Genomic DNA, 23,833 nt, shown 5'->3' on the forward strand with positions numbered 1-23,833 from the left:
TCCCGCATTGCGGAGCGCGAGCATCGCACGCAGAGCACAAAGGAGTACACGTGTCGTCGATCGGCATCATCATGAACGGCGTCTCCGGACGCATGGGCTACCGGCAGCACCTGGTGCGGTCGATCCTCGCGATCCGCGAGCAGGGCGGCGTGCTGCTCTCCGACGGCACGCGGGTGCAGGTCGAGCCGCTGCTCGTCGGCCGCAGCGAGGAGAAGCTCGCCGAGCTCGCGAAGCGCCATGACATCCCGGACTACACGACCGACCTCGACGCGGCGCTGGCCGACGACCGCTGGCAGATCTACGCCGACTTCCTGGTCACGAAGGCGCGCAGCACCGCGATCCGCAAGGCGATCGCCGCCGGCAAGGCCATCTACACCGAGAAGCCCACCGCGGAGTCGTTCGAGGAGGCGCTCGAGCTCGCCCGCCTCGCCGACGAGGCCGGCATCAAGAACGGCGTCGTGCACGACAAGCTCTACCTGCCCGGGATGCGCAAGCTCAAGCGGCTCATCGACTCCGGCTTCTTCGGCCGCATCCTCTCGGTGCGGGGCGAGTTCGGCTACTGGGTGTTCGAGGGGGACTGGCAGGCGGCGCAACGCCCCTCCTGGAACTACCGCGCGGAGGACGGCGGCGGGATCGTCGTCGACATGTTCCCGCACTGGAGCTACGTGCTCGAGAACCTGTTCGGGCGGGTCGAGTCGGTCTACGCGCACGCGGTCACCGAGATCCCGCAGCGCGTCGACGAGCAGGGCCGGCCGTACGCCGCCACCGCCGACGACGCCGCGTACGCCATCTTCCAGCTGGCCGGCGGCGTGACCGCGCAGCTGAACTCCAGCTGGACCACCCGGGTCAACCGCGACGAGCTGGTCGAGTTCCAGGTCGACGGCACGCACGGCAGCGCCGTCGTCGGGCTCTTCGGCTGCAAGATCCAGCCGCGCAACGCGACGCCCAAGCCGGTGTGGAACCCCGACCTCGCCGACGAGCACGACTACGACGGCGACTGGATCGAGTCGCCCGCCAACGACGTGTTCGAGAACGGCTTCAAGACGCAGTGGGAGGAGTTCCTGCGCCACGTGCTGGAGGACGGCCCGAACGCGTTCGACTTCCTCGCCGGCGCGCGCGGCGTGCAGTTGGCGGAGGAGGGCCTCCGCTCGTCGCGCGAGGGCCGCCGCATCGACCTCGCCGAGGTGCGCCTTCCCGAGGTCGCCCGATGACCGACGTCGCCGTGCGCGCCGTCACGCTGGTCCGCGCGGACGGCACCACCTCCACCGCCGACCTCGCGGCGCCGGCCGTGACCGAGCGTCCCACCTCTCCGCTGCAGTCGCGCGTCGCCTACGCGGCGGCGCACGTCATCCCGAAGCCCTGGGCCGACAACGTGCCAGGCGCTCCGGCCGACATCGACTGGGATGCGACGCTCGCCTTCCGCCGGCACGTCTACGGCTGGGGCCTCGGCGTCGCCGACGCGATGGACACCGCCCAGCGCAACATGGGGCTCGACGCCGCCGCGACCCGCGAGCTCATCCGCCGCAGCGCCGACGAGGCCCGCGCGGTGGGCGGCTCGGTCGTTGCCGGCGTGAACACCGACCACGTGGCGGACGAGGTCATCGGCCTCGACGCCGTGATCGACGCCTACGTCGAGCAGCTGCACTTCACCGAGGATGCGGGCGCCGGGGTCGTGCTCATGGCGAGCCGGCACCTCGCGCGCGCCGCGCAGACGCCGGCCGACTACGAGCGCGTCTACGGGGCGGTGCTCGCGCAGGCGGCCGCCCCGGTCGTCCTGCACTGGCTCGGCGAGGCGTTCGACCCCGCGCTGGCGGGCTACTTCGGCGACGCCGACACGGTCCTGCGGATCATCGAGGCGGGCGGTGACAAAGTGGCGGGCATCAAGATGAGCCTCCTCGACGCGGACGCCGAGGTCGCGCTGCGCTCCCGGCTGCCCGAGGGCGTGCGGATGTTCACCGGCGACGACTTCAACTACGTCGGGCTGATTGAGGGAACGGGGGAGGCGCACTCCGACGCGCTCCTCGGTGCGTTCGCCGCGCTCGCGCCCAGCGCCTCCGCGGCCATCCAGGCGCTCGACGCGGGCGACTCCGAGCGCTACCGCGCCATCCTCGGCCCGACGGAGGCGCTGTCGCGGCAGGTCTTCGCCGCGCCGACCTACTTCTACAAGACCGGCGTCGCCTTCCTCTCCTGGCTCAACGGCCACCAGGACGCCTTCGCCATGGTCGGCGGCCTGCACGCCGCGCGCAGCCTCCCGCATCTCTCGGAGATCGTGCGGCTCGCCGGGGCGTGCGGGGCCCTCGAACGCCCCGACCTGGCCGCCCAGCGCTGGTCGGACCTGCTGCGCCTGAACGGGGTCGACGCGTGACCGCCCCGGCCCGGCTGTCGCTCAACCAGGCCACGATCAAGTACGCGAACCTGGCCGACGCACTGCGGCTGACCGCGGCGGCCGGCATCGAGGCCATCGGCGTCTGGCGCGAGCCCGTCGCCGAGGTGGGGCTGGCGGAGGCGACCCGGATGGTCGCCGACAGCGGCCTCCGCGTCTCCAGCCTCTGCCGCGGCGGGTTCTTCACCCTGCCCGAAGGCCCCGAACGCCGCGCGGCCATCGACGAGAACCGGCGCGCGATCGAGGAGACGGCGGCGCTCGCCGCGGCCGGCGCTCCCGGGTCCGCCGCGGTGCTCGTGCTCGTCGCCGGCGGCCTGCCCGCGGGATCGACGGACCTCGTCGGCGCGCGCGGCCGGGTCGGCGACGCCCTCGCCGAGCTGGAGCCGGAGGCTCGCGCAGCCGGGGTGACCCTCGCCATCGAAGCCCTGCACCCGATGTACGCCGCCGATCGCGCCGTCGTGTCTACGCTCGGGCAGGCCCTCGACCTGGCCGAGCCGTTCCCGGCCGAGTCGGTCGGCGTGGTGGTGGACACCTTCCACATCTGGTGGGACCCGCAGGTGCTCGAGCAGATCGCCCGCGCCGGCGCCGCCGGACGCATCGCGAGCTACCAGGTCTGCGACTTCCTCACCCCCATCCCCGCCGACGCACTGCTCGGCCGGGGAATGATGGGCGACGGCCACATCGACTTCGCCGGCCTGACCGCCGCGGTCGAGGCGACGGGATACGCGGGGGACGTCGAGGTGGAGATCTTCAACGCCGACATCTGGGCCGCCGATCCGGAGGAGGTCGTGGCCCGCACCGTCCGGGCGTTCGAGCGCAGCATCCCGCTGCGGTCTGTGCCAGTGTGAGACGCGTGACCGCCCGCACCGTCGTCGTCGCCCCGGACTCGTTCAAGGGCTCCGCCACGGCCGCCGAGGTGGCGGAGGCGCTCGGCGCGGGCTGGCACAGCGTGCGGCCGCAGGACGCGGTGGTGCTCGCACCGACGGCCGACGGCGGCGAGGGGACCCTGGACGCGTTCGCCGTGGCCGTGCCCGGAGCGCAGCGACGACCGGTGCGTGTGCTCGGCCCGTCCGGCGACACCGTGGACGCGGCCTGGCTGGCACTGCCGGACGGTTCGGCCCTCGTCGAGCTCGCCGCGACCAGCGGGCTGGGCCTCCTGCGATCTCCCGCCCCCTTCGACGCCCACACCGTCGGCTTCGGCCAGGCCATCGCCGCCGCGCTCGACGCCGGAGCGACCTCCCTCCTCCTCGCGATCGGCGGCAGCGCCTCGACCGACGGCGGCGCCGGGATGCTGACCGCGCTCGGCGCCCGGCTCCTCGATGCGGACGGGCAGCCGGTCGCCCCCGGCAATCGCGGCCTGGCGGACCTCGCCCGGGTGGATCTCTCCGGCCTCCGGCCGCTCCCCGCCGGTGGCGCGCACATCCTGAGCGACGTGACCAGCCCGCTGTCGGGGCCGGATGGCGCCGCCGCGGTCTTCGGACCGCAGAAGGGGGCGGCCCCCGCGGATGTCCCGGAGCTCGACGCCGGGCTCGCGCGGCTGGCGGCGGTGCTGGGGGCCGCGCTGGAGGCGGGGCAGGAGGGCGCGGATTGCCCGCACTCGGACGCAGGTGCTGCCTCCGCAGCCGTCACCGCGTCCGCTGTCGCACCGGCTTCCGCCGCCTCCGCTGTCGCACCGGCTTCCGCCGCCGCCTCCGTTGTCGCCGTCGACGAACCGGGTACAGGGGCCGCGGGAGGCACCGGGTACGGCCTGCGGGTGTGGGGCGCGACGATGGCTCCGGGTGCGGCGGCCGTCGCCGACGCGCTCGGACTGCCGGAGCGCATCGCGTCGGCCGACCTCGTCATCACGGGGGAGGGGCGCTACGACAGCCAGTCGGCCTCCGGCAAGGCGCCGGAGCACGTCGCCGCCCTCGCGCGCCGTGCCGGCATCCCGGTGCTGCTCGCCGCCGGAGCGATCACCGCGGAGCCGCACGGCTTCGCCGACGCCGTCGCCCTCACCGACCTGGCCGGCGGCACCGACGCCGCCCTGGCCGACCCGCTCCGCTGGGCCCGCGCCGCCGGCGCCGCCCTCGCCTCCCGCGCCGCCGACTGACGCACCACCGCAGCCGCGGCCAACGGAGGAGATCCGCGCCCACCGCTCACGCATCCCCTCCGTTCCCTGCTCGACCCGGGCGCGTCGCGTGGAACCTCCTCCGTTGCCCACGGCGTGGTCAAAGGAGGAGACTCGCGCCCACCGCTCACGCATCCCCTCCGTTCCCTGCTCGAGCCGGGCGCGTCGCGTAGAACCTCCTCCGTTGCCCACGGCGTGGACAACGGAGGAGATCCCGCGCCCGAGGCGGCGTGTCGGAGGGGAACGGAGGGGATTCGGGGTGGGGAGGGGCTGGATCTCCTCCGAAAGCGCTGCGGGCGCCGCGCGCCCTACGGCCGCGCGCCCTACGGCCGCGCGGCCGCGTACTGCGCGCGGATCACGGCGCGCGTGTCGACGGGCAGCCGCTCCGCCGCCTCCACCGTCCACACCGGGCGCTCGCCCGTCAGCGCCCACGCGGCCTGCACCGCACCGCCGTCGGCGACGTACTCCCCGGGGGCCGGGATGACGACGGGCGCGTCGAACACCTGCGCGGCGACCGCGGCGACAGCCGGGTTCTGCGCGGCGCCGCCGATGAGCAGGATGCGCTGCTCGGTCACGCCGACCCCGCGCACGGCGTCGAGCCCGTCGGCAAGCCCGCACAGCATCCCTTCGATCGCCGCGCGGGCGAGGTTGGCTGGGGTGGTGGAGGCGAGGGTCAGGCCGTGCAGGCCGGCCTTCGCGTCCGGGAGGTTGGGGGTGCGCTCGCCCTCGAAGTACGGCACGAGCACCACGCCGCCGGCACCGGGCTCGGCGGTGAGGGCCAGCTCCGCGAGGCCGTCGTGGTCGAGGTTCAGGAGGCGCGCGATCGCGTCGAGCACGCGCGCGGCGTTGAGCGTGGCGATGAGGGGCAGGGAGAGTCCGCTCGCGTCGGCGAAGCCGGCGACGGTTCCTGTCGGGTCTGCGGAGGGGGTGTCCGTGACGGCGAAGACCGTTCCGCTGGTGCCGATGGAGACGACCACGTCACCGTCCGCGGCGCCGAGTCCCAGCGCAGCGCCGGCGTTGTCCCCGGCTCCGGGGCCCACGAGCACGCCGGACGGGGTGCGGCCCGCGGCCTCGCCCGGCCCGAGCACGCGGGGAAGCACCACGCCGGGTGCGCCGGCATCGGCTCCCGGATCGCCGTCCGACGTGCCGCCGGCCTCCCGGCCCGCCACGCCGAGCGCGCGCGAGAACAGGTCCAGGTCGTACTCTCCGGTGCGCGCGCTCCAGTAGGCGGTGCCGCTGGCGTCGGAACGGTCGGTGGTCAGCGCCTCCAGGTCCGGCCCGAGCGGGCTCTCGTCGGCGGGGCCGTAGCCGCGCAGCCGCCAGGTCAGCCAGTCGTGCGGGAGGGCGACGGCGGCGACGCGCGCGGCGTTCGCGGGCTCCGCCTCCCGCAGCCAGCGCAGCTTGGTGGCGGTGAAGGAGGCGACCGGCACGACCCCGACGCGCTCGGCGTACGCGTCAGCGCCGACCTCGTCGATCAGGTCGCGGGCGGCCTGCGCCGAGCGGGTGTCGTTCCAGAGCAGGGCGTCGCGGATGACGCGCCCCTCGGCGTCGAGCACGACCATCCCGTGCTGCTGGCCGGCGATGGAGATCGCGGCCACGTCGTCGAGTCCGCCGGCGGCGGCCAGCGCCTCCTGCAGGGCGTTCCACCAGGCGGCGGGCGCGACCTCGGTGCCGTCGGGGTGGGCGGCCCGGCCGCTGCGCACGAGGGCGCCGGTCTCCAGGTCGCGCACGACCACCTTGCAGCTCTGCGTCGAGGAGTCGACGCCGGCGACGAGTGTCACGTCACTGTGTCCTAACGATCGATCGAGGTGCACGTCGTGGTCGTCATCCTCGCAGGGATGAGCGCCACGACGTGCACCTCGACGGGTGAAGCGGGGTGGAGGGGGAGGTGGGAGGGTGGGCGTCTCAGCGGGCGTTGAGGAGGTGCTCGAGCGCCAGCTGCTGCAGGCGCACGAAGCCGAAGCCCTTGCCGCCGAAGTAGGCGCTCGCGTCGAAGTCCTCGTAGGCGCTGCGGTCGGCGAGCAGGTCGTCGTAGCTCTCGCCGGCGCCGAGCGTCGTCTCCGACAGCTCGTTGACCTTGGCGGCCTCGAGCGCCTCCTGCACGTCGGGGTCGGCGCGGAACGCGGCCGCGCGCTCCTTGAGCAGCAGGTAGGTGCGCATGTTCGCCGCGGCGGAGTCCCAGACGCCCGACGCGTCCTCGGTGCGCGACGGCTTGTAGTCGAAGTGGCGCGGACCCTCGTAGGCCTGGCCGCCGTTCGGGCCGCCGTTCTCGAGCAGGTCGACCAGGGCGAAGGCGTTCTGGAGGTCGCCGTGGCCGAAGACGAGGTCCTGGTCGTACTTGATGCCGCGCTGCCCGTTGAGGTCGATGTGGTAGAGCTTGCCGTGGTAGAGCGCCTGCGCGATGCCGGCGGCGAAGTTCAGGCCCGCCATCTGCTCGTGCCCGACCTCGGGGTTGAGGCCGACGAGCTCGGGGCGCTCCAGCGAGTTGATGAAGGCGAGCGCGTGGCCGACCGTCGGCAGCAGGATGTCGCCGCGGGGCTCGTTCGGCTTCGGCTCGATGGCGAAGCGGATGTCGTAGCCCTTGTCGGTGACGTAGTCGCCGAGCAGGTTGACGGCCTCCCGGTAGCGCTCGAGCGCGGCGCCGATGTTCTTGGCGGAGTCGTACTCGGCGCCCTCGCGGCCGCCCCACATCACGAACGTCTTGGCGCCGAGCTCGGCGGCCAGGTCGAGGTTGCGCAGCACCTTGCGCAGCGCGAAGCGGCGCACCGAGCGGTCGTTGGAGGTGAATCCGCCGTCCTTGAAGACCGGGGCGCTGAAGAGGTTGGTGGTGACCATCGGCACGATGAGGCCGGTGTCGGCGAGGGCCTGCTTGAGGCGGTCGATCTGGGTCTGGCGCTCGGCGTCGGTCGAGCCGAACGCGAACAGGTCGTCGTCGTGGAAGGTGAGGCCGTAGGCGCCGAGCTCGCTGAGCTTGGTCACGGCCTCGACCACGTCGAGCTGGGGGCGGGTGGGGCCGCCGAACGGGTCGGTGCCGTTGTAGCCGATCGTCCACAGTCCGAACGAGAACTTGTCGGCGCGGGTGGGGGTGAGGCTCATGGTTCTGTATTCCTTCAGCGTCGTCGGTGATTTGTTGTTTCGATAAACTTATACCAGGCCGGACACGGCCTCGTCCAGTGCCAGCCCCTCGACCGACTCGCGCTCGATGGAGACGCCCACGAAGCGCTCGTGGTCGGGCGTGACCTCGTGCACGTCGCCCGTGACGACGACGGTCGCCGTCGTCGCGCGGTCCGCGCAGGAGGCGCCGACCCACAGGTCGACCGCACCCGGTTCCACGATCCGCCGGAATCGGCGATCCGTGAAGGCCAGCCGCGTCGACGGCACGGTGAAGCGCACCACGGCCTCCTCGCCCGCCTCGAGCTCGACGCGCTGGTAGCCCAGCAGCTGGGCGACGGGACGGGTGACGCTCGCGCTCACGTCGTGGCCGTAGAGCTGCACGACATCCGTGCCCGCGCGGTCGCCGGTGTTGCGCACGCGGACGGTCGCGGTGAACGCGTCGCCCGCCGCGACCTCCGCCTCCACCTCGAGGCCGTCGTGCTCGAACGCGGTGTACGTCAGGCCGTGGCCGAAGGGCAGCGTTGGCGTGCTGTCCGCGCTCGTGATCTCGGTGGGGCCGCCCAGCCGGGGGTGGAGGTACGAGTAGGGCTGTGCGCCCGCGGAGCGCGGCAGCGACACCGGCAGCCGGCCCGAGGGGGAGACGCGGCCGGAGAGCACGGAAGCGATGGCCGCTCCGCCCTCCTCGCCCGGGAAGAAGGCCTGCAGCACGGCGGCGGGGGCGCCGTCGTCGGTGCGGTCGCCGCCGACGGCCCAGTCGAGCGCGTACGGCCGGCCCGAGAGCACGACCATCACCACGGGGGTCCCGGTGCGCACGACGGCCTGCACCAGTTCGCGCTGCACGCCCGGCAGGTCCAGGCTCTCCACGTCGTTGCCCTCGCCGACGGTGCCGCGGCCGAAGAGCCCGGCACGGTCGCCGACCACGACGATCGCCACGTCCGCGGCCTCGGCCGCCTCGACGGCGTGTGCGAAGCCGGAGCGGTCGTCGCCCTCCACGTCGCAGCCGCGCACGTGGGTGATCGCGGCGTGCGGGAACTCGGCGGTCACCGCCTTCAGTAGCGAGGGGATCTCGAAGCCCAGCGGTACCTCGGGGTGGTGCGCCAGCACGTGGTTCGCGAACGAGTAGCAGCCCATCAGCGCCTCGGGGGCGTCCGCGTTGGGGCCGAGCACCGCGATGCGACGGGTCGCCGGCCGCGTGTCCAGGGGCAGCAGACCGCCGTTGGTCAGCAGCACCACCGACTCCTCGGCCAGCTCCCGTGCGATCGCGCGGTGCTCCGGGGTGTCGAGGTCGATGGAGGTGGGAGGCTCGGCGAAGGTCTCGTCGAGCAGCCCGAGCTCCTCCTTCTGCGCCAGGACGCGCAGCACGGCCTGGTCGACGAGCGCCTCGTCGGTCAGCCCGGCGCGCACCCGTGCGGCGAGCGGCTCCAGGAACGCGTCCCCGGTCGGCAGCTCCACGTCGATGCCGGCGGCCAGCGCCAGCTCGGCCGCCTCGCCCCGGTCGGCCGCGACCGCGTGCATCGTGCGCAGGAAGTCGACCGAGAAGTAGTCGGAGACCACGACGCCGTCGAAGCCCCACTCGTCGCGCAGCACGCCGGTCAGGTACTCGGCGTTCGCGCCCACGGGCACGCCGTCGATCTCGGCGTACGAGTTCATCACCGACCGCACCCCGCCGTCCCGGACCGCCATCTCGAACGGCGGGAGCAGCACATCCCGCACCTCCCGGGTGCCCGCGTGCACCGGGGCGTGGTTGCGGCCGGCCTGCGAGGCCGAGTAGCCGACGAAGTGCTTGAGGGTCGCGTGCACGCCCGAGGACTGCAGCCCGCGCACGTACGCCGTGCCGATCGTGCCGACCACGTACGGGTCCTCGGCGATGCACTCGTCCACGCGTCCCCAGCGCGGGTCGCGGATGACGTCGAGCACCGGGGCGAGGCCCTGGTGGATGCCCAGCTCGCGCATCGAACCGCCGATCAGGGCCGCCATCCGCTCCACCAGGCCGGGGTCGAAGGAGGCGCCCCAGGCGAGCGGCGTCGGGAAGGTCGCGGCCTTCCACGCCGCCAGCCCGGTCAGGCACTCCTCGTGCACGAGGGCCGGGATGCCGAGCCGGGTCTGCTCGACCAGCCGGCGCTGCTCGCCCCACAGCCAGGCGGCGCGCTCGGCCGGGTCCACCGGGCGCGTGCCGTACACCCGGGTGAGCTGGCCGAGGCCGTGCTCGGTCGCCTCCTGGTACGACGTGGAGTTGCCCAGCTCGCCCGCCATCGGCGCGACGACCTCGTCGCCTTTGTCCACCCAGTAGCCCACCAGCTGGGCGAGCTTCTCCTCGAGGGTCATCCGGGCGTGCAGGTCGCGCACGCGGTCGGTGGGGTCGAGAGGGGTCATGGTCAGATCACACTTCTTTCTGCGGCGCGCGGAGCGTCGCCAGGGGAGGGGCCGGTCAGCCCTTGACGGCGCCGGTCAGCCCGCCGACGATGCGGCGCTCGAACAGGCTGAAGAAGATCAGCGCCGGGATCATGGAGAGGGAGGTGAACGCGAGCACCTGCGCGGTGTCGGTGGCGTACTGCGACGAGAACGCCTGCACGCCGAGCGGCAGGGTGAACGTCGAGTCGTTGTTGAGGATGAAGAGCGGCAGCAGGTAGCTGTTCCAGCTGCCGATGAAGGCCAGGATGCCGGTCGTGATCACGCCGGGCAGCGACAGGCGCAGCACCATCCGGAAGAAGAAGCCCAGGCGGCTGCAGCCGTCGATGAAGGCCGCCTCCTGGATCTCGTCCGGGATGGCGCGCAGGAACGGCACCAGGATGATGATCGTCGTCGGCAGCGCGAACGCGATCTGCGGGATGATCACCCCGCCGAGCGAGTTCATCAGGCCGAGGTTGCGCACCACGAGGTAGAGCGGCGTGATGGCCACCGTGATCGGGAACATCAGCCCGGCGGCGAACAGCGCGTAGAGGGCGCCCCGGCCGCGGAACTGGTAGCGCGCGAGCACGTAGCTCGCCATCAGGCCGAGCCCCACGGCGCCGATCGTGGTCACCAGCGCGACGATCGTGGAGTTGAGCACCTGGCCCCAGAACACGCTGCCGCCGAGGACGTTCAGGTAGTTCTGCACGTTCCACGGGTTCGGGAAGCCGGCCGGATCGACCGTGATCTGCGAGTTGGTGCGGAAGCCGCCCAGGATGATGTAGATGATCGGCACGACCATCAGCGCGATCACGACGAACGCGATGAAGTAGACCGTCGGCGAGCCCCAGGGCAGCCGCTCCTTCGTGGAGCGCTTCGACGGGTTCGTGCCGCTCCCGCGGCGCCGGGTCCGCCCGGCGGTGAGCGCGGTCATCGGGTCTTCCTTTCGGTGAGGGCGCCTGCGGTGTCACGGCGGAGCACGAAGCGCTGGTAGATGAGCGCGACGACGAGGGAGATCAGGAAGATCACGACCGCGACCGCGTTGCCGTAGCCGTAGTTGCCCGCGTTGCGGCCGTTCGCGACCATGTAGGTCGCCATCGTCGAGGTGCCCGCCGTCGATGCGACGTACTGGCCCCAGATGATGTAGACGAGGTCGAACAGCTGCAGCGCGCCGATGATCGACAGGAACGCCCAGATCCGCAGCGTCGGCCCGAGCAGGGGGAGGGTGATCCGGCGCTGCATCTGCCAGTAGGAGGCGCCGTCGAGCGCGGCGGCCTCGTACAGCTCCTCCGGGATGCCCTGGAGGCCGGCGAGGAAGAGGATGACGGCGAAGCCGACGTACTTCCAGGTCAGGATGCCCATCAGGGTCCAGATGGCGATGTTCGGGTCGGAGAGCCAGTCGTGCGCGAGGCTGCCGAGCCCGAGGTTGTGCAGCATCCCGTTGAGCGCGCCGTTGGTCGAGAGCATCAGGCTCCAGCCCGTGCCGACCACCACCTCCGAGATAACGTAGGGGACGAAGATCAGGATGCGGATGATCGACTGGCCGCGCATCCGGCGGTTGAGCAGCAGCGCCAGCAGGATCGCGATCGGGCCCTGGATGACCAGGGACATCACGACGATGAAGGCGTTGTGCCCGATGGCCTGCAGGAACGCCGGGTCGGTGAGGATGACGACGTAGTTCTGCAGCCCGACGAAGTCGGTGGGCGGGCCGTACCCGGCCCAGCGGTAGAAGCCGTAGTAGGCGGCCATCGCGACCGGGAGGATCACGAAGGCCAGGAAGACGATGACGGCCGGGCCGGCCAGAAGGGCGATCTCTGCGCGGCCGGACCAGCCGGCGCCGCGCCGGCGCGGCCGCGACGGGAGCGACGCCTTCGCGCCGCTCCCGTCGTGCTGCGCGAGATCCGACGTCGACACGGAGCCGGGGCGGGTGGTCTCGCGGGTGGTGCTCACGGGTGGTCCTCTCAGCCCTTCTTGGCGGCGTCGTTCGCCGCCTGGATGAGGCCCTTCGGGTCGCTCTTGCCCGCCAGCATGTCGACGACCGCGACGTTCAGCGCGTTGCCGATGTTCTGGCCGAGCACGGTGTCGAGCCACTGCGAGACGTACGGCGCCTTGTTGTAGGCGGCGAGCACGTCCTGCAGGTAGGGCTCGGTGACCTGCTTCTGCGCCTCCGTGTTGACCGGCGGGGCGTTGAAGGCCTTGTAGTAGGCCTCCTGCACCGGGGTCGTCGCGATGTAGTTGAGGAAGTCGGCGCACTGCTTCGGCGCCTTGACCGAGCACGAGTAGCCGTCGACGCCGCCCATGATGGCGCCGGGCTCGCCCTTGCCGCCGGAGAGCTCCGGGAAGGGGTAGAAGCCGAGGTCGGGCAGCGGCTTCTGGTCGGGCGTCAGGGAGGCGATCACTCCCGGGTCCCAGGCGCCCATGAGCTCCATGGCCGCCTTGTGGTTGGCCACCAGGCCGGCCGAGCTGCCGGCGCCCTGCTGTGCCGAGGTGGTGAGGAAGCCGTCGTTGAACGGGTTCTGCGCGGCGAAGTCCTGCAGGTCCTGCGCGGCCTTCAGCCAGCAGCCGTCGGAGAAGTCCTTCGAGTCGGCGGTCTTCTCCATCGTCGCGGGCGAGCACTCGCGCAGCGCGAACCAGTAGAACCAGTGCGCGGCCGGCCAGGCGTCCTTCGCGCCGAGCGCGATGGGGGCGACGCCGGTGGCCTTGAGCTTCTGCACATCGGCGCTCAGGTCGTCGATGGTGGCGGGAGCCTCGGTGATCCCGGCGGCCTTGAAGAGGTCCTGGCTGTAGAACAGCCCGCCCGGCAGCACCGAGACCGGCATGGCCCAGACCTTGTCCTGGTACGTCTCGGCCTTGAAGGAGGCGTCGGAGACGACCTTCTTGGTGTCGGAGGAGACCTTGTCGGTGAGGTCCATCAGCTGGCCGGCCTGCACCATCGCCGCCATCTTGCCGCCGCCGCGCTGCAGGAAGATGTCAGGGGCGTCGCCGGAGTTCAGCGCGGTCTGGAGCTTGCCGTCGAGGTCCTCGTTCTGGATCGCCTGGACCTTGATGGTGACGTTCGGGTTCGCCTTCTCGAAGTCGGCGACCGTGGTCTTCCAGAACGCCGCACCGGGACCGGTGGTGGCGTTGTGCCAGAGGGTCATGGAGACCTTGCTGTCGCTGGAGCTGTCGGACGGACCGCTGCAGGCGCTGAGCGCCAGCGATCCGAGAACCAGGACAGCCGCCCCCGTCAGGAGCTTCATGCCTTTCATGTGATTCCAACCTGTTCTCTTCGTTGAGTGGGGCGCCGCCGCGCGATGCCCCGTTTCGGGTGTCGTCTCGTCCGCCGTGCAACTGCCTCGTTCGCGAGCGGCGGGGTCGACCTCGCAGGACCCGGGGTGACCCGGACGGTGAGTGAAGTGTCGCAACCCCGCCCAGACGTGTCAAACGTTTTCGATATCGTTTTCGAAACCGATTTCCGGTGCTAGGCTCGCGCTCCATGGGACGCCGACCGACGATCAACGACGTGGCCGAGGCCGCGGGCGTCTCGGTCGCCACCGTGTCCAAAGCGGTCAACGGGCGCTACGGCGTCGCAGTGCAGACCGTCGAGCGCGTGCTGCAGGTGGTGCAGGAGCTCGGGTACGAGTCCAGCCTCGTCGCCAGCAGCATGCGGTCGCGGCAGACCGGCGTGATCGGCGTGCTCGTGGCCGACTTCGAGCCGTTCAGCGCCGAGATCCTGAAGGGCGTCGGCGCCGCCCTGCACGACTCGCGCTACGACCTCCTCGCGTACAGCGGATCGCGCCAGCTCTCGCCCGAAGGCTGGGAGCGGCGCTCGCTGAGCCGGCTCAGCGGCACCCTGATCGACGGCGTGATCATGGTCACGCCCACCGTGGTGAACGTCTCGGCGGACGTGCCGATCGTCGCGATCGACCCGCACACCGGCCGCGCCGACCTCCCCACGGTCGAGTCCGACAGCTTCGGCGGCGCGCGTCAGGCCACGGAGTTCCTGGTGCAGCTCGGCCATCGCCGCATCGGCTTCCTCGCCGGACGCCCGGACCTGCGCTCCTCCGGACTGCGCGACGCCGGCTACCGGCGTGCGCTGGGCGAGGCGGGCCTGGCCTACGACCCCGAGATCGTCGCCGTCGGCCGCTACGAGCCCGAGACGGTGCGGGAGGCTGCGCTGCGGCTCCTCGCACAGCCCGGCCGCCCGACCGCCGTGTTCGCGGCGAACGACCTCTCGGCCATCACCGTCATCGAGGTCGCGGCGGAGCTGGGCATCGACGTCCCCGGCGACCTGGCCGTCGTCGGTTTCGACGACGTGCCCGAGGCGTCGCAGTCGACGCCGCAGCTCACGACCATCCGGCAGCCCATCCAGGGCCTCGGCGCCGCCGCGGTCGGGATGCTGACGGCCCTCATGAACGACGAGACCCCCGAGAAGACGCACCTCGTCCTCCCCACGCGCCTCATCACCCGCGGCACGACCGCGCCCCCGCGCTGAATCGCCTGCGCCGCGACTGCGGTCCCGCGGGACGATTGCGGCGCGTCGACGGCGCGCAATCGTCCCGGGACGGCGCAGTCGCGGGCGGCAGGGCGCAATGCGGAGCGCGGAGCGCCCGGCGCCTCAGAGGGCGAAGCGCTCCCGCAGCCAGACCGCCTGCTTCTGCCAGTGGACGGTGCCGCCGCCCTCGTGGTCGTTGAACGCGTACACCTCGATCGTGCGATCCTCCGACCCGAGGTGGTTGTAGGCCGCGAAGGTCGTCGACGGCGGCACGACCGTGTCCATCAGCGCGACCGAGAACAGCGCGGGCGCGTGGATGCGGCGGGCAAAGTTCACGCCGTCGAAGTACGACAGCGTGCGGAAGACCTCGTCCACCCGGTCGCGGTGCACCGACAGGTACTGCGCCAGCTCGACGAACGGACCGTCCGCCGCCACGTCGGCGCCGCGCCGGTACGCGCACAGGAACGCGATGTCGGGCAGCACGGCCGATACGCCGTCCGCCAGCGCGCCGGCCGCGATCGCGATCCCGCCGCCCTGGCTGCCGCCGGTGACCGCGAGGCGCTCCGCGTCGACGAACGGCAGCGCGCGCGTGGCGTCGACGGCACGCACCGCGTCGGTGAACACGCGGCGGTAGTAGTAGTCGCGCGGGTCCTCGATGCCGCGGGTCATGAAGCCGGGGACCGACGGGCCGGTGCCGTGCGGGTCCGCGGTGGAGCCTCCCGAGCCCCAGCGGCTGCCCTGTCCGCGGGTGTCGACCATCACGTGCACGTACCCCGCGAGCGCCCACAGGGCGTTGTCGCCCGGGAGGCCGCGCCCGCCGCCGTAGCCCTGGTACTGCACGACCGCGGGGAGCGGGCCGTCCGCGTCTTTCGGCCGGGTCACCCACGCGCTCACCGGTTCGCCCCCGAAGCCCGGGAAGGTGAGGTCCTCCACGATCAGCTGCGTGATCGGCGTCTCGGCCGGGACGAGCGTGGCGGCGCCGCCCGCAGCGCGCGCCTCCTCCAGCGTCCCGGTCCAGAACGCGTCGAAGTCGGCCGGTTCGTCGACCTCCGGGCGATAGGCGAGCAGCTCGGCGTGCGTGAGGTCGGAGAGGGGCATGGCCGACATTGTGGCACAGCGACCGGATGGCCCAGCGACCGGATGGCCCAGCGGGTGGCGGATGCGGGGCGCACGAAAGTTTTCCAATCCGCCGCGGCCACTTGCGGGTCGCTCCGAGCCGCCGTTACCGTCACCAGGAGCCGAGCGCGAGGGAGCGGGACACGATGACGGATGTGGTGGGCCGCCTGCGGGTGGCGATGATCGGCTACGGCTTCATGGGGGCCGCCCACTCCCAGGGCTGGCGTGTCGCGCCGCGGTTCTTCGACCTCCCGGCCGAGCCCGTGATGCGCACGATCGTCGGGCGCGACGCGGAGCGCGTCGAGGCCGCCCGCGCGAAGCTCGGCTGGGAGCGGGCGGAGACCGACTGGCGTCGCGTGATGGACGACCCCGCGATCGACGTCGTCGACATCTGCTCGCCCGGCTCGTCGCACGCCGAGATCGCGATCGCGGCTCTGGATGCGGGCAAGCACGTGCTCTGCGAGAAGCCGCTCGCCAACACCGTCGCGGAAGCGGAGGCCATGGTCGCCGCCGCCGAGCGCGCCGGAGCCCGGGGTGTGCGGTCGATGGTGGGGTTCAGCTACCGGCGCGTGCCCGCGATCGGCTTCGCGCGGCGGCTGGTCGAGGAGGGGCGGCTCGGCACGATCCGTCAGGTGCGCGCCCTCTACCTCCAGGACTGGCTCACCGACGAGGACGGCCCGATGACGTGGCGGCTCGACAAGGAGCAGGCGGGCTCCGGCTCCCTCGGCGACATCGGCGCGCACGCGATCGACCTCGTCGAGCATCTGACCGGCTCGCAGCTGTCGAGCGTGTCCGGCACGCTCGCGACGTTCGTCGAGGAGCGCCCGTTGCTCGGCGAGACCGTCGGCCTCTCCGGGACCGCCTCCGCGGAGCGCGGACGCGTGACGGTGGACGACGCGGCCTGGTTCACCGCCCGCCTCGACGGCGGCGCCGCGGCGGGCGCGATCGGCGCCTTCGAGGCCACCCGCTACGCCACCGGCCGCAAGAACGCGCTCCGGATCGAGCTCTCCGGCTCCCGCGGCGCGATCGCCTTCGACCTGGAGGCGATGAACGAGCTGCAGTTCTACGACGCCACGGCGCCCGCGGGGGAGCAGGGCTTCACCCGCATCCTCGTGACCGAGCCGGAGCACCCGTACATGGCCAACTGGTGGCCGACCGGGCACGCCATCGGCTATGAGCACGCCTTCAGCCACGAGGTCGTCGACTTCGTCACCGCGATCGCCGCCGGCACCGACCCCGAGCCGTCGTTCGCCGACGGCCTCCACATCCAGCGCGTCCTCGCCGCCGTCGAGCGCAGTGCCGCCGCGGGAAGCGCCTGGACCCCGACCAGCTGATCCACCTCGAAAGGCACCATGACCAGACACGCCCTCGTCGTCCGCGGCGGATGGGACGGGCACATGCCTGTCGAGACCACGGACCTCTTCATCCCCTTCCTCCAGGCCAACGGCTTCCACGTGCGGGTGGAGGAGTCGCCCGCGGTGTACACCGAGGCCGAGTACATGGACACCGTCGACCTCGTCCTCCAGATCAACACGATGAACACGATCGAGGACGCGGAGTTCGCCGGCCTGCAGCGGGCCGTCCTCAACGGCACCGGCCTGGGCGGCTGGCACGGCGGCATCGCCGACGCCTACCGCGACAACGCCGACTACCTCCACATGATCGGCGGCCAGTTCGCCCACCACGCGGGCAAGGACCCCGCCGAGCGCACCGGCGAGCAGAGCGACAACTACCTCCCGTACACGGTCCACATCACCGAGTACGGCACGACCCACCCGATCACCGCCGGGATCGACGACTTCGACCTCGTGAGCGAGCAGTACTGGGTGCTCTCCGACGAGTACAACGACGTCCTCGCCACCACCACGCAGTCCGTGCGCCCGTGGGATGCGTGGAACCGGCCCGTGACGGCGCCCGCGATCTGGACCCGCCAGTGGGGCGAGGGCCGCATCTTCGTCTCCGCGCCCGGCCACCGCCTCGAGATCGTGGCGAGCGAGCCCGTCCGCACCATCATCGAGAGGGGGCTGCTGTGGGCGGCGCGTTGAACATCGGGGTCATCGGAGTCGGGAACATCAGCCGGCAGTACTTCGCGCAGTTCCCGGCACTGCCCGGACTGCGGCTGGAGGCCGTGGCCGATCTGGACCTCGCGCGCGCGTCCGCGGTCGCCGGCGAGCAGGGCGTGCGCGCCCTCTCGGTGGACGACCTGCTCGCCGATCCCGGCATCGACGCGGTGCTCAACCTCACCATCCCGCAGGCGCACGCCGACGTGGCGCTCCGCGCGCTGGAGGCGGGCAAGCACGTCTACGGCGAGAAGCCGCTGGCACTCGCCACCGCCGAGGCCGCCCCGGTGCTCGCCCGCGCCGCCGAGCTCGGCCTGCGCGTCGGCAGCGCGCCCGACACCGTCCTCGGCACCGGCATCCAGACGGCACGCGCGCTGATCGACGACGGCCGCATCGGCACCCCGGTCGCCGCGGCGGTGGCGTGGAGCGCACCCGGGCACGAGCTGTGGCATCCCGCGCCCGCGTTCTACTACCAGCCCGGCGGCGGCCCGCTCTTCGACATGGGGCCGTACTACCTCACCAGCCTCGTCACCTTCTTCGGCCCGGTCGTGCGCGTCTCCGGCGTCACCGGGCGCTCGTCGCGCGAGCGCACCGTCGCGGCCGGCCCGCTCGCCGGCACCGCCATCCCCGTCGACGTCGACACTCACGTGACCGCCATCCTCGAGCACGCCTCCGGCGTCGCCTCCACCGTCACCATGTCGTTCGAGGTGTGGGCCACGCGCATCCCCCTCTTCGAGGTGCACGGCACCGGCGGCACGATCGCGGTGCCCGATCCGAACCAGTTCTCCGAGCCGGTGCTCCTCGCCACCGCCGACGACCGGGAGTTCCGGGAGGTCCCCGTCGCCGCCGGCTACGCGGACGCCGGCCGCGGCGCCGGGCTCGCCGACCTGGCCCGCGCGATCGAGACGGACCGCCCGCACCGCGCCTCCGGCGACCTGGCCTTCCACGTGCTGGAGGTCATGGAGGCCGTCGTCACGGCCGGCCGCGAGCACACGGTCGTCACGCTCGCCTCGACGGTCGAGCGGCCGGCGCCGGTGCCGCTGGGGGCGCGGCCGGAAACGTGGTGACGGGCGTTCCGCGGCATCGATCACGACCGTGCCGGACGGCGACGGTAATGTTGCGACGACCATGAACGGCAACACGACGGCGGGGACGAACCTCGACACGGTGCGACGGCACAACCTCTCCACCGTGCTCGGGATGGTGCACCGCGGCGGTCCGCTGGCGCGCTCGGCGCTCACCCAGGCGACGGGGCTGAACCGGTCGACGACGGGCGCTCTCGTCGCCGAGCTGGTGGAGTACGGCCTCGTGCGGGAGCGCGAGCCGGAGACCAGCAACCGCGTCGGGCGGCCGTCGCCGGTCGTCGCCGCGGACGGATGCGTGGTCGCGCTCGCCGTGAACCCCGAGATCGACGCGGTCACCGTCGGCGTCGTCGGGCTGGACGCCACGGTCCACCGCCGGGTGCGGTTCCCCACCGGCCATGTGCCGACCGCGCAGGAGGCCGCCGCCATCGCCGCCGCGGTGATCGACGGTCTGCGGCCCGACCTGGCCGCAGCCTCCCGCGTCGTCGGCATCGGCGTCGCCGTCCCCGGGCTCGTGCGCGAGGAGGACGGCGTCGTGCGCCTTGCTCCCCACCTGGAGTGGGCGGAGGAGCCGTTCGCCGCCGAGCTCGCGGCCGCCACCGGCTACCCGGTGCTCGCCGCGAACGACGCGAGCCTCGGCGCCAACGCCGAGCGACTTTTCGGGGCCGGCCGCGGCGCCTCCGACCTGGTGTACCTCAACGGCGGTGCGTCCGGCATCGGCGCGGGGGTTATCGTCCGCGGGGAGCCGCTGACCGGCATCAGCGGGTACGCGGGCGAGCTGGGACACACACTCGTGAACTCGGCGGGCATCCGCTGCCACTGCGGCGCGATCGGGTGCCTCGAGACCGAGGTCAGCCAGCGCGCCCTGCTCGGCGTGCTCGGGATGCGCGCCGCCGACGGCGAGGAACTCTCGCGAGCGCTGAGCGCCGCCGTCGAAGCGGGGGATGCGGCGGTCACGGCCGAGGTCGACCGGCAGCTCGGCTTCCTCGCCACCGCGCTGCGGAACGCCACCAACGTCTTCGCCCCGGAGCTCATCGTGCTCGGAGGGTTCCTCGGCGCGCTGCACGCGCTGGCGCCCGAGCGGCTGCCGCAGCTGGTCGCGGCGCAGGCGCTCGCCGCCTCGAGTGAGCGCCTGCGGATCGTGCGCGCCGAGCTCGGCGGCGACATCCTCATGATCGGGGCGGCCGAGCTGGCCTTCGGCCCGCTCCTCGCCGCGCCCGCGCCCGCGCGCTGAGCGGCGCCTCCCGCACCCCCGGAATGCGGGGGATGTGCACGGTAACATCGGGCGCCCGCCTGCGATAGGATGAATGGTGTCGCCGAGTCGAATCGATTCGATTCCGGCTTCGAGCGACACCGGCACCGCGTGAACGCAAGCGCGGTGCTTCTTCGTGCATTCGCCGCCCGTGCGCCACCTCACCCCCCGCACCTCCGACCCAGCAAGGACCCTCTTCGTGACCACCGTCGTGCATCCCGGCGACTCCCTCTCCGGCCGTCAGCGTCTGGCGTACATCCTGATCCTCGGCGCGCTCACCGCGCTCGGGCCGTTCACGATCGACACCTATCTGCCGGCCCTGCCGACCCTGCAGTCCGACTTCGGCGTCTCGACGGCGGCCATCCAGTTGACGCTCACGGCGACGACGATCGGGTTCGGGCTCGGTCAGCTGCTGGTCGGCCCGTGGTCCGACAAGATCGGCCGCCGCATCCCGCTCATCGCGTCGACGGCCGTGCACATCCTGGCCTGCCTCGCCGCCGCGGTGGCGCCGAACGTCGAGCTGCTCGGCGTCGCCCGCACGATGCAGGGCATCGGCGCGGCGGCGGGCGGCGTCGTCGCGATGGCGATGGTCCGCGACCTGTTCGGCGGCCGTCCCCTCGTGCGGATGCTGAGCCGCCTGGCCCTGGTGAACGGGCTCGCCCCGGTGCTCGCCCCCGTCATCGGCTCCTGGCTGCTGCTCGTGATGCCGTGGCGCGGGATCTTCGTCGTGCTCGCCTGCTACGGCCTGTTCGTCGTCGTCTGCGTCTCGCTCTGGATCGTCGAGACCCTGCCGAAGGCGCGTCGCCACGACGCCGGGCACTCCACCGTCCGCCAGCGCTACAAGGCGGTGCTCTCCGACCGGGTGTTCGTCGGCATCGCGATCGTCGGCGCCGCGAACTTCACCGGCCTGTTCGCCTACCTGTCGTCGAGCTCGTTCATCTTCCAGGAGATCTACAAGTTCAACGCGCAGGAGTACGGCCTGCTCTTCGCCGTGAACTCCATCGGCATCATCATCGGCGTGCAGTCGTCGTCGCGCCTCACGAAGTACGTCGGCCCGCAGTGGATCCTCGCGGTCTCCACGGTGGTCATGTTCGTGGCCTCCGTCGTGATCGTGGTGCTCGACCAGGCCCACGTCGGGCTGTGGGGCACGGCCATCCCGCTCTGGTTCTTCATCGCCGCCTGCGGGTTCGGGTTCCCGTGCGTGCAGGTGCTCGCGCTCAACAACCACGGCCACGAGGCCGGGACGGCGGCCAGCCTCCTGGGCGCGCTCAACTTCGGCACCGCGGGCATCGTGTCGCCGATCGTCGGAATCCTCGGCGTCGGCAGCGCCGCACCGATGGGCTACGTGATGGCGGCCTGCGCGCTGGTCTCGATCGCCGCCCTCTGGCTGATCGTCCGCCCCCGCACCGTCCCCGCGCTCGCGCACTAGCCCGCCCGCCCTCTCGCGAGACGTGACTCGTCGCGGGTGCGGACCGCCCCGCACCCGCGACGACTCACATCTCGCGACCGGTTCGCCCGGGTACGGTGGGGCGATGGATGCGGACGACACCCCAGACGCCCCGGCCACCCGGCACCCGCAGCTGCGGCAGGCCGCGCGGATCAGCCGGCGCTGGCCGGTGATCTCGGCCTCCGTCGCCGTGCTCCTCGTGCTCGGCCTCGGCGCGATCATCGCGTTCCGCCCCACGGAGCCGTTCTCGCTCGACCTGGAGTGGATGCAGGAGATCGTCGAGCACCGCTCCCCGTTCTGGCTCGGCCCGGCGCTGTTCTTCAACTACGCGGGCGGCGGGATCGTCGGCTCGGCCGTCATCCCGGTGCTGATCGTCCTGCTGCTCCTCGCTTTCCGACGGCCGTGGGGTGCGCTGTTCTTCGCGTCGGCCAGCATCCTGTCCGTCGTGCTGGTGCAGGTGCTGAAGCACACGGTCGGGCGGGCACGGCCGACGGAGATCCTGGTGAACGCCGACGCGGGTTCATTCCCGTCGGGGCATACAGCGAATGCGGCGACCATGGTCGTCGTGCTGGCCATCCTCTTCCCGCGGGTGTGGGTCTGGTGCCTCGGCATCGCGTGGGCCCTGCTCATGGCCGTCAGCCGCACCTATCTCGGCGCCCATTGGATGAGCGACACGGTCGGCGGGATGCTGCTGGGCGCCGCCGTCGCCGTGATCGTCTGGGCTCCGCTCGCGTACCGCCTCGCCCGCGAGCGAACGCTGCCGCACCCCTTCCTCCGCTCCCGCGCGCCCGGCACCCCGCCCTCCACCTCCCCCTGACCCGAGGTTCAGGACGTGGCGCTCATTCGCACCGGAATGGCCGCCACGTCGTGAACTTCGCAGGCCCGGGAGGGCGCGCGGGGCACTACTGTGGCGGCCATGAGGATTCTGCTGGTCGGCGCGGGCGGCGTCGGCGACGCCATCGCCAAGATCGCCGCGCGCCGCACGTTCTACGACACCATCACCGTGAGCGACTACGACGTCGCGCGCGCAGAGCGGACGGTCGGGTGGATCCGCGCCCGGCACGGCGAGGAGGTGGCGTCCCGCTTCCGCACCGCCGCGATCGACGCCTCCGACCCCGACTCGGTGGAGGCCGTGGCGCGCGAGCACCGCGCGACCCACGTCATGAACGCGGTCGAGCCGAAGTTCGTGCCGACCATCTTCGCCGGAGCGTTCGCCGCGGGAGCCGACTACCTCGACATGGCGATGAGCCTGTCGGAGCCGCACCCCACCGATCCGTACGAGAAGACCGGGGTGAAGCTCGGCGACGACCAGTTCGCCCTTCGCGGCGACTGGGAGACGGCCGGCCGGCTCGCCCTGGTCGGCATGGGGGTCGAGCCCGGGCTGTCCGACGTCTTCGCCCGCTACGCCGCCGACGAGCTGTTCTCGTCCATCGACGAGCTCGGCACCCGCGACGGTGCGAACCTCGTGGTGCGGGATGAGGCCGGCAACGAGATCTTCGCCCCGTCGTTCTCGATCTGGACGACGATCGAGGAGTGCCTCAACCCGCCCGTGATCTTCGAGAAGGACACGGGATGGTTCACCACCCCGCCGTTCAGCGAGCCGGAGGTCTTCGACTTCCCCGAGGGCATCGGCCCGGTCGAGTGCGTGAACGTCGAGCACGAAGAGGTGCTGCTGATGCCCCGCTGGCTCGACGCGAAGCGCGTGACCTTCAAGTACGGGCTGGGGGAGGAGTTCATCGGCGTGCTGAAGACCCTCCACCTGCTCGGGCTCGATGCGACGACCCCGGTCCGCGTGCGCAGCGCGGCCGGCCCGGTGGAGGTCGCACCGCGCGATGTCGTCGCCGCCGCGCTGCCGGACCCCGCGACCATCGGACCGCGGATGACCGGCAAGACCTGCGCCGGCGTCAACGTGACCGGCATCGGCGTCGACGGCGCCCCGCGAGAGGTATACCTGTACCACGTCAGCGACAACGAGTGGACGATGCGCGAGTACGACTGCCAGTGCGTCGTCTGGCAGACCGCGCTCAACCCCGTCATCGCGCTCGAGCTGCTGGCGAAGGGCGCGTGGAGCGGGACGGGCGTGCTCGGGCCGGAGGCGTTCCCGGCCCGTCCGTTCCTCGAACTGATGGAGCGCGCCGAGCAGGACGGCGGCTACGGGCAGCGGTGGGGGATGCGCGAAGCACGCTAGGCGGCGGCCGGGCCCGTCAGTAGGCTGAGCCGCATGAGCGACGCTGAAGCGCTGGCGGAGACCGCCGCGAAGCTGCAGGCCGAGGCGGAGGAAGCGCTGCGCAAGGCGCAGGAGGCGGCGGCTGCGGCGGCCGCGGCGCAGGAGGCCGCGGCGGCGGAAACTGCGGCGCAGGCCTCCGCTGCCACCGCCCCCGCCCCCGCCCCAGCGTCCTCCGCAGACGCC

General features: G+C 72.4%; 20 protein-coding genes. 13 read left to right on the forward strand and 7 right to left on the reverse strand.

Annotated features, from left to right (window positions below):
* Nucleotides 1-50: 50 nt before the first annotated feature.
* The 4 genes from BGO91_RS12395 to BGO91_RS12410 are packed head-to-tail and all read left to right on the forward strand — an operon-like array spanning nt 51 to nt 4,472.
* On the forward strand, nt 51-1,211 hold the full coding sequence (locus BGO91_RS12395; protein WP_290473056.1) for a Gfo/Idh/MocA family oxidoreductase: 1,161 nt from the start codon (nt 51-53) through the stop codon (nt 1,209-1,211).
* Nucleotides 1,208-2,365 (forward strand): dihydrodipicolinate synthase family protein, encoded by a 1,158-nt coding sequence (locus tag BGO91_RS12400; RefSeq protein WP_290473057.1) that lies wholly within the window; start codon nt 1,208-1,210, stop codon nt 2,363-2,365. The genes BGO91_RS12395 and BGO91_RS12400 overlap by 4 nt, the downstream gene beginning before the upstream one ends.
* Nucleotides 2,362-3,231 (forward strand): sugar phosphate isomerase/epimerase, encoded by an 870-nt coding sequence (locus tag BGO91_RS12405; RefSeq protein WP_290473058.1) that lies wholly within the window; start codon nt 2,362-2,364, stop codon nt 3,229-3,231. The genes BGO91_RS12400 and BGO91_RS12405 overlap by 4 nt, the downstream gene beginning before the upstream one ends.
* A gap of 5 nt (nt 3,232-3,236) precedes the next feature.
* Nucleotides 3,237-4,472, forward strand: a complete 1,236-nt coding sequence (locus BGO91_RS12410) for a glycerate kinase (protein WP_290473059.1) — start codon at nt 3,237-3,239, stop codon at nt 4,470-4,472.
* A gap of 341 nt (nt 4,473-4,813) precedes the next feature.
* Here the strand turns inward: BGO91_RS12410 and BGO91_RS12415 are convergent, their stop codons facing one another.
* From BGO91_RS12415 to BGO91_RS12440, 6 genes are all read right to left on the reverse strand, one after another.
* Complete coding sequence (locus BGO91_RS12415; RefSeq protein ID WP_290473060.1) at nt 4,814-6,271, reverse strand: FGGY family carbohydrate kinase; 1,458 nt, start codon at nt 6,269-6,271, stop codon at nt 4,814-4,816.
* A 124-nt stretch (nt 6,272-6,395) separates the two neighbouring features.
* Nucleotides 6,396-7,586 (reverse strand): xylose isomerase, encoded by a 1,191-nt coding sequence (gene xylA, locus BGO91_RS12420; protein ID WP_290473061.1) that lies wholly within the window; start codon nt 7,584-7,586, stop codon nt 6,396-6,398.
* Between the two features lie 48 nt (nt 7,587-7,634).
* Nucleotides 7,635-9,977 carry a glycoside hydrolase family 3 N-terminal domain-containing protein gene (locus BGO91_RS12425; protein ID WP_290473062.1) on the reverse strand — a complete coding sequence of 781 codons (2,343 nt, stop codon included), beginning with the start codon at nt 9,975-9,977 and terminating at the stop codon, nt 7,635-7,637.
* Nucleotides 9,978-10,032: 55 nt separating this feature from the next.
* The gene (locus BGO91_RS12430; RefSeq protein WP_290473063.1) at nt 10,033-10,926 is read right to left on the reverse strand and encodes a carbohydrate ABC transporter permease; all 894 of its coding nucleotides are present in this window, start codon (nt 10,924-10,926) and stop codon (nt 10,033-10,035) included.
* Nucleotides 10,923-11,942 (reverse strand): carbohydrate ABC transporter permease, encoded by a 1,020-nt coding sequence (locus tag BGO91_RS12435; protein WP_290473064.1) that lies wholly within the window; start codon nt 11,940-11,942, stop codon nt 10,923-10,925. Before BGO91_RS12435 ends, BGO91_RS12430 begins: the two co-directional genes overlap by 4 nt.
* 11 nt (nt 11,943-11,953) lie before the next feature.
* Complete coding sequence (locus BGO91_RS12440; RefSeq protein WP_290473065.1) at nt 11,954-13,240, reverse strand: extracellular solute-binding protein; 1,287 nt, start codon at nt 13,238-13,240, stop codon at nt 11,954-11,956.
* Between the two features lie 227 nt (nt 13,241-13,467).
* On the opposite strand from BGO91_RS12440, the gene BGO91_RS12445 reads away from it, so the two are divergent.
* Nucleotides 13,468-14,466, forward strand: a complete 999-nt coding sequence (locus tag BGO91_RS12445) for a LacI family DNA-binding transcriptional regulator (protein ID WP_290473066.1) — start codon at nt 13,468-13,470, stop codon at nt 14,464-14,466.
* 123 nt (nt 14,467-14,589) lie between these two features.
* Here BGO91_RS12445 and BGO91_RS12450 read toward each other — a convergent pair whose 3' ends face one another.
* The gene (locus tag BGO91_RS12450) at nt 14,590-15,564 is read right to left on the reverse strand and encodes an acetylxylan esterase (protein ID WP_290473067.1); all 975 of its coding nucleotides are present in this window, start codon (nt 15,562-15,564) and stop codon (nt 14,590-14,592) included.
* A gap of 164 nt (nt 15,565-15,728) precedes the next feature.
* On the opposite strand from BGO91_RS12450, the gene BGO91_RS12455 reads away from it, so the two are divergent.
* The 8 genes from BGO91_RS12455 to BGO91_RS12490 all read left to right on the forward strand — a co-directional run.
* Nucleotides 15,729-16,916, forward strand: coding sequence for a Gfo/Idh/MocA family oxidoreductase (locus BGO91_RS12455; protein WP_290473068.1), 1,188 nt, complete (start codon nt 15,729-15,731; stop codon nt 16,914-16,916).
* A gap of 18 nt (nt 16,917-16,934) precedes the next feature.
* Nucleotides 16,935-17,627, forward strand: coding sequence for a ThuA domain-containing protein (locus tag BGO91_RS12460; RefSeq protein ID WP_290473069.1), 693 nt, complete (start codon nt 16,935-16,937; stop codon nt 17,625-17,627).
* Nucleotides 17,612-18,709: a Gfo/Idh/MocA family oxidoreductase gene (locus BGO91_RS12465; RefSeq protein ID WP_290473070.1), complete on the forward strand. Its 1,098-nt coding sequence runs from the start codon at nt 17,612-17,614 to the stop codon at nt 18,707-18,709. Before BGO91_RS12460 ends, BGO91_RS12465 begins: the two co-directional genes overlap by 16 nt.
* Nucleotides 18,710-18,770: 61 nt before the next feature.
* Nucleotides 18,771-19,958: an ROK family transcriptional regulator gene (locus BGO91_RS12470; RefSeq protein WP_290473071.1), complete on the forward strand. Its 1,188-nt coding sequence runs from the start codon at nt 18,771-18,773 to the stop codon at nt 19,956-19,958.
* A 217-nt stretch (nt 19,959-20,175) separates the two neighbouring features.
* Nucleotides 20,176-21,405, forward strand: a complete 1,230-nt coding sequence (locus BGO91_RS12475; RefSeq protein WP_290473072.1) for a multidrug effflux MFS transporter — start codon at nt 20,176-20,178, stop codon at nt 21,403-21,405.
* A gap of 103 nt (nt 21,406-21,508) precedes the next feature.
* A complete protein-coding gene (locus BGO91_RS12480) occupies nt 21,509-22,240 on the forward strand; it encodes a phosphatase PAP2 family protein (protein WP_290473073.1) in 732 nt (243 codons plus the stop codon).
* A gap of 99 nt (nt 22,241-22,339) precedes the next feature.
* Nucleotides 22,340-23,611, forward strand: a complete 1,272-nt coding sequence (locus BGO91_RS12485; RefSeq protein ID WP_290473074.1) for a saccharopine dehydrogenase C-terminal domain-containing protein — start codon at nt 22,340-22,342, stop codon at nt 23,609-23,611.
* A gap of 33 nt (nt 23,612-23,644) precedes the next feature.
* Nucleotides 23,645-23,833: hypothetical protein (locus tag BGO91_RS12490; RefSeq protein WP_290473075.1), on the forward strand; the 189-nt coding region annotated here is incomplete at its 3' end.

Origin of the sequence: Leifsonia sp. 71-9 (assembly GCF_001898805.1) — a bacterium.
Taxonomy (GTDB): Bacteria; Actinomycetota; Actinomycetes; order Actinomycetales; family Microbacteriaceae; genus Leifsonia.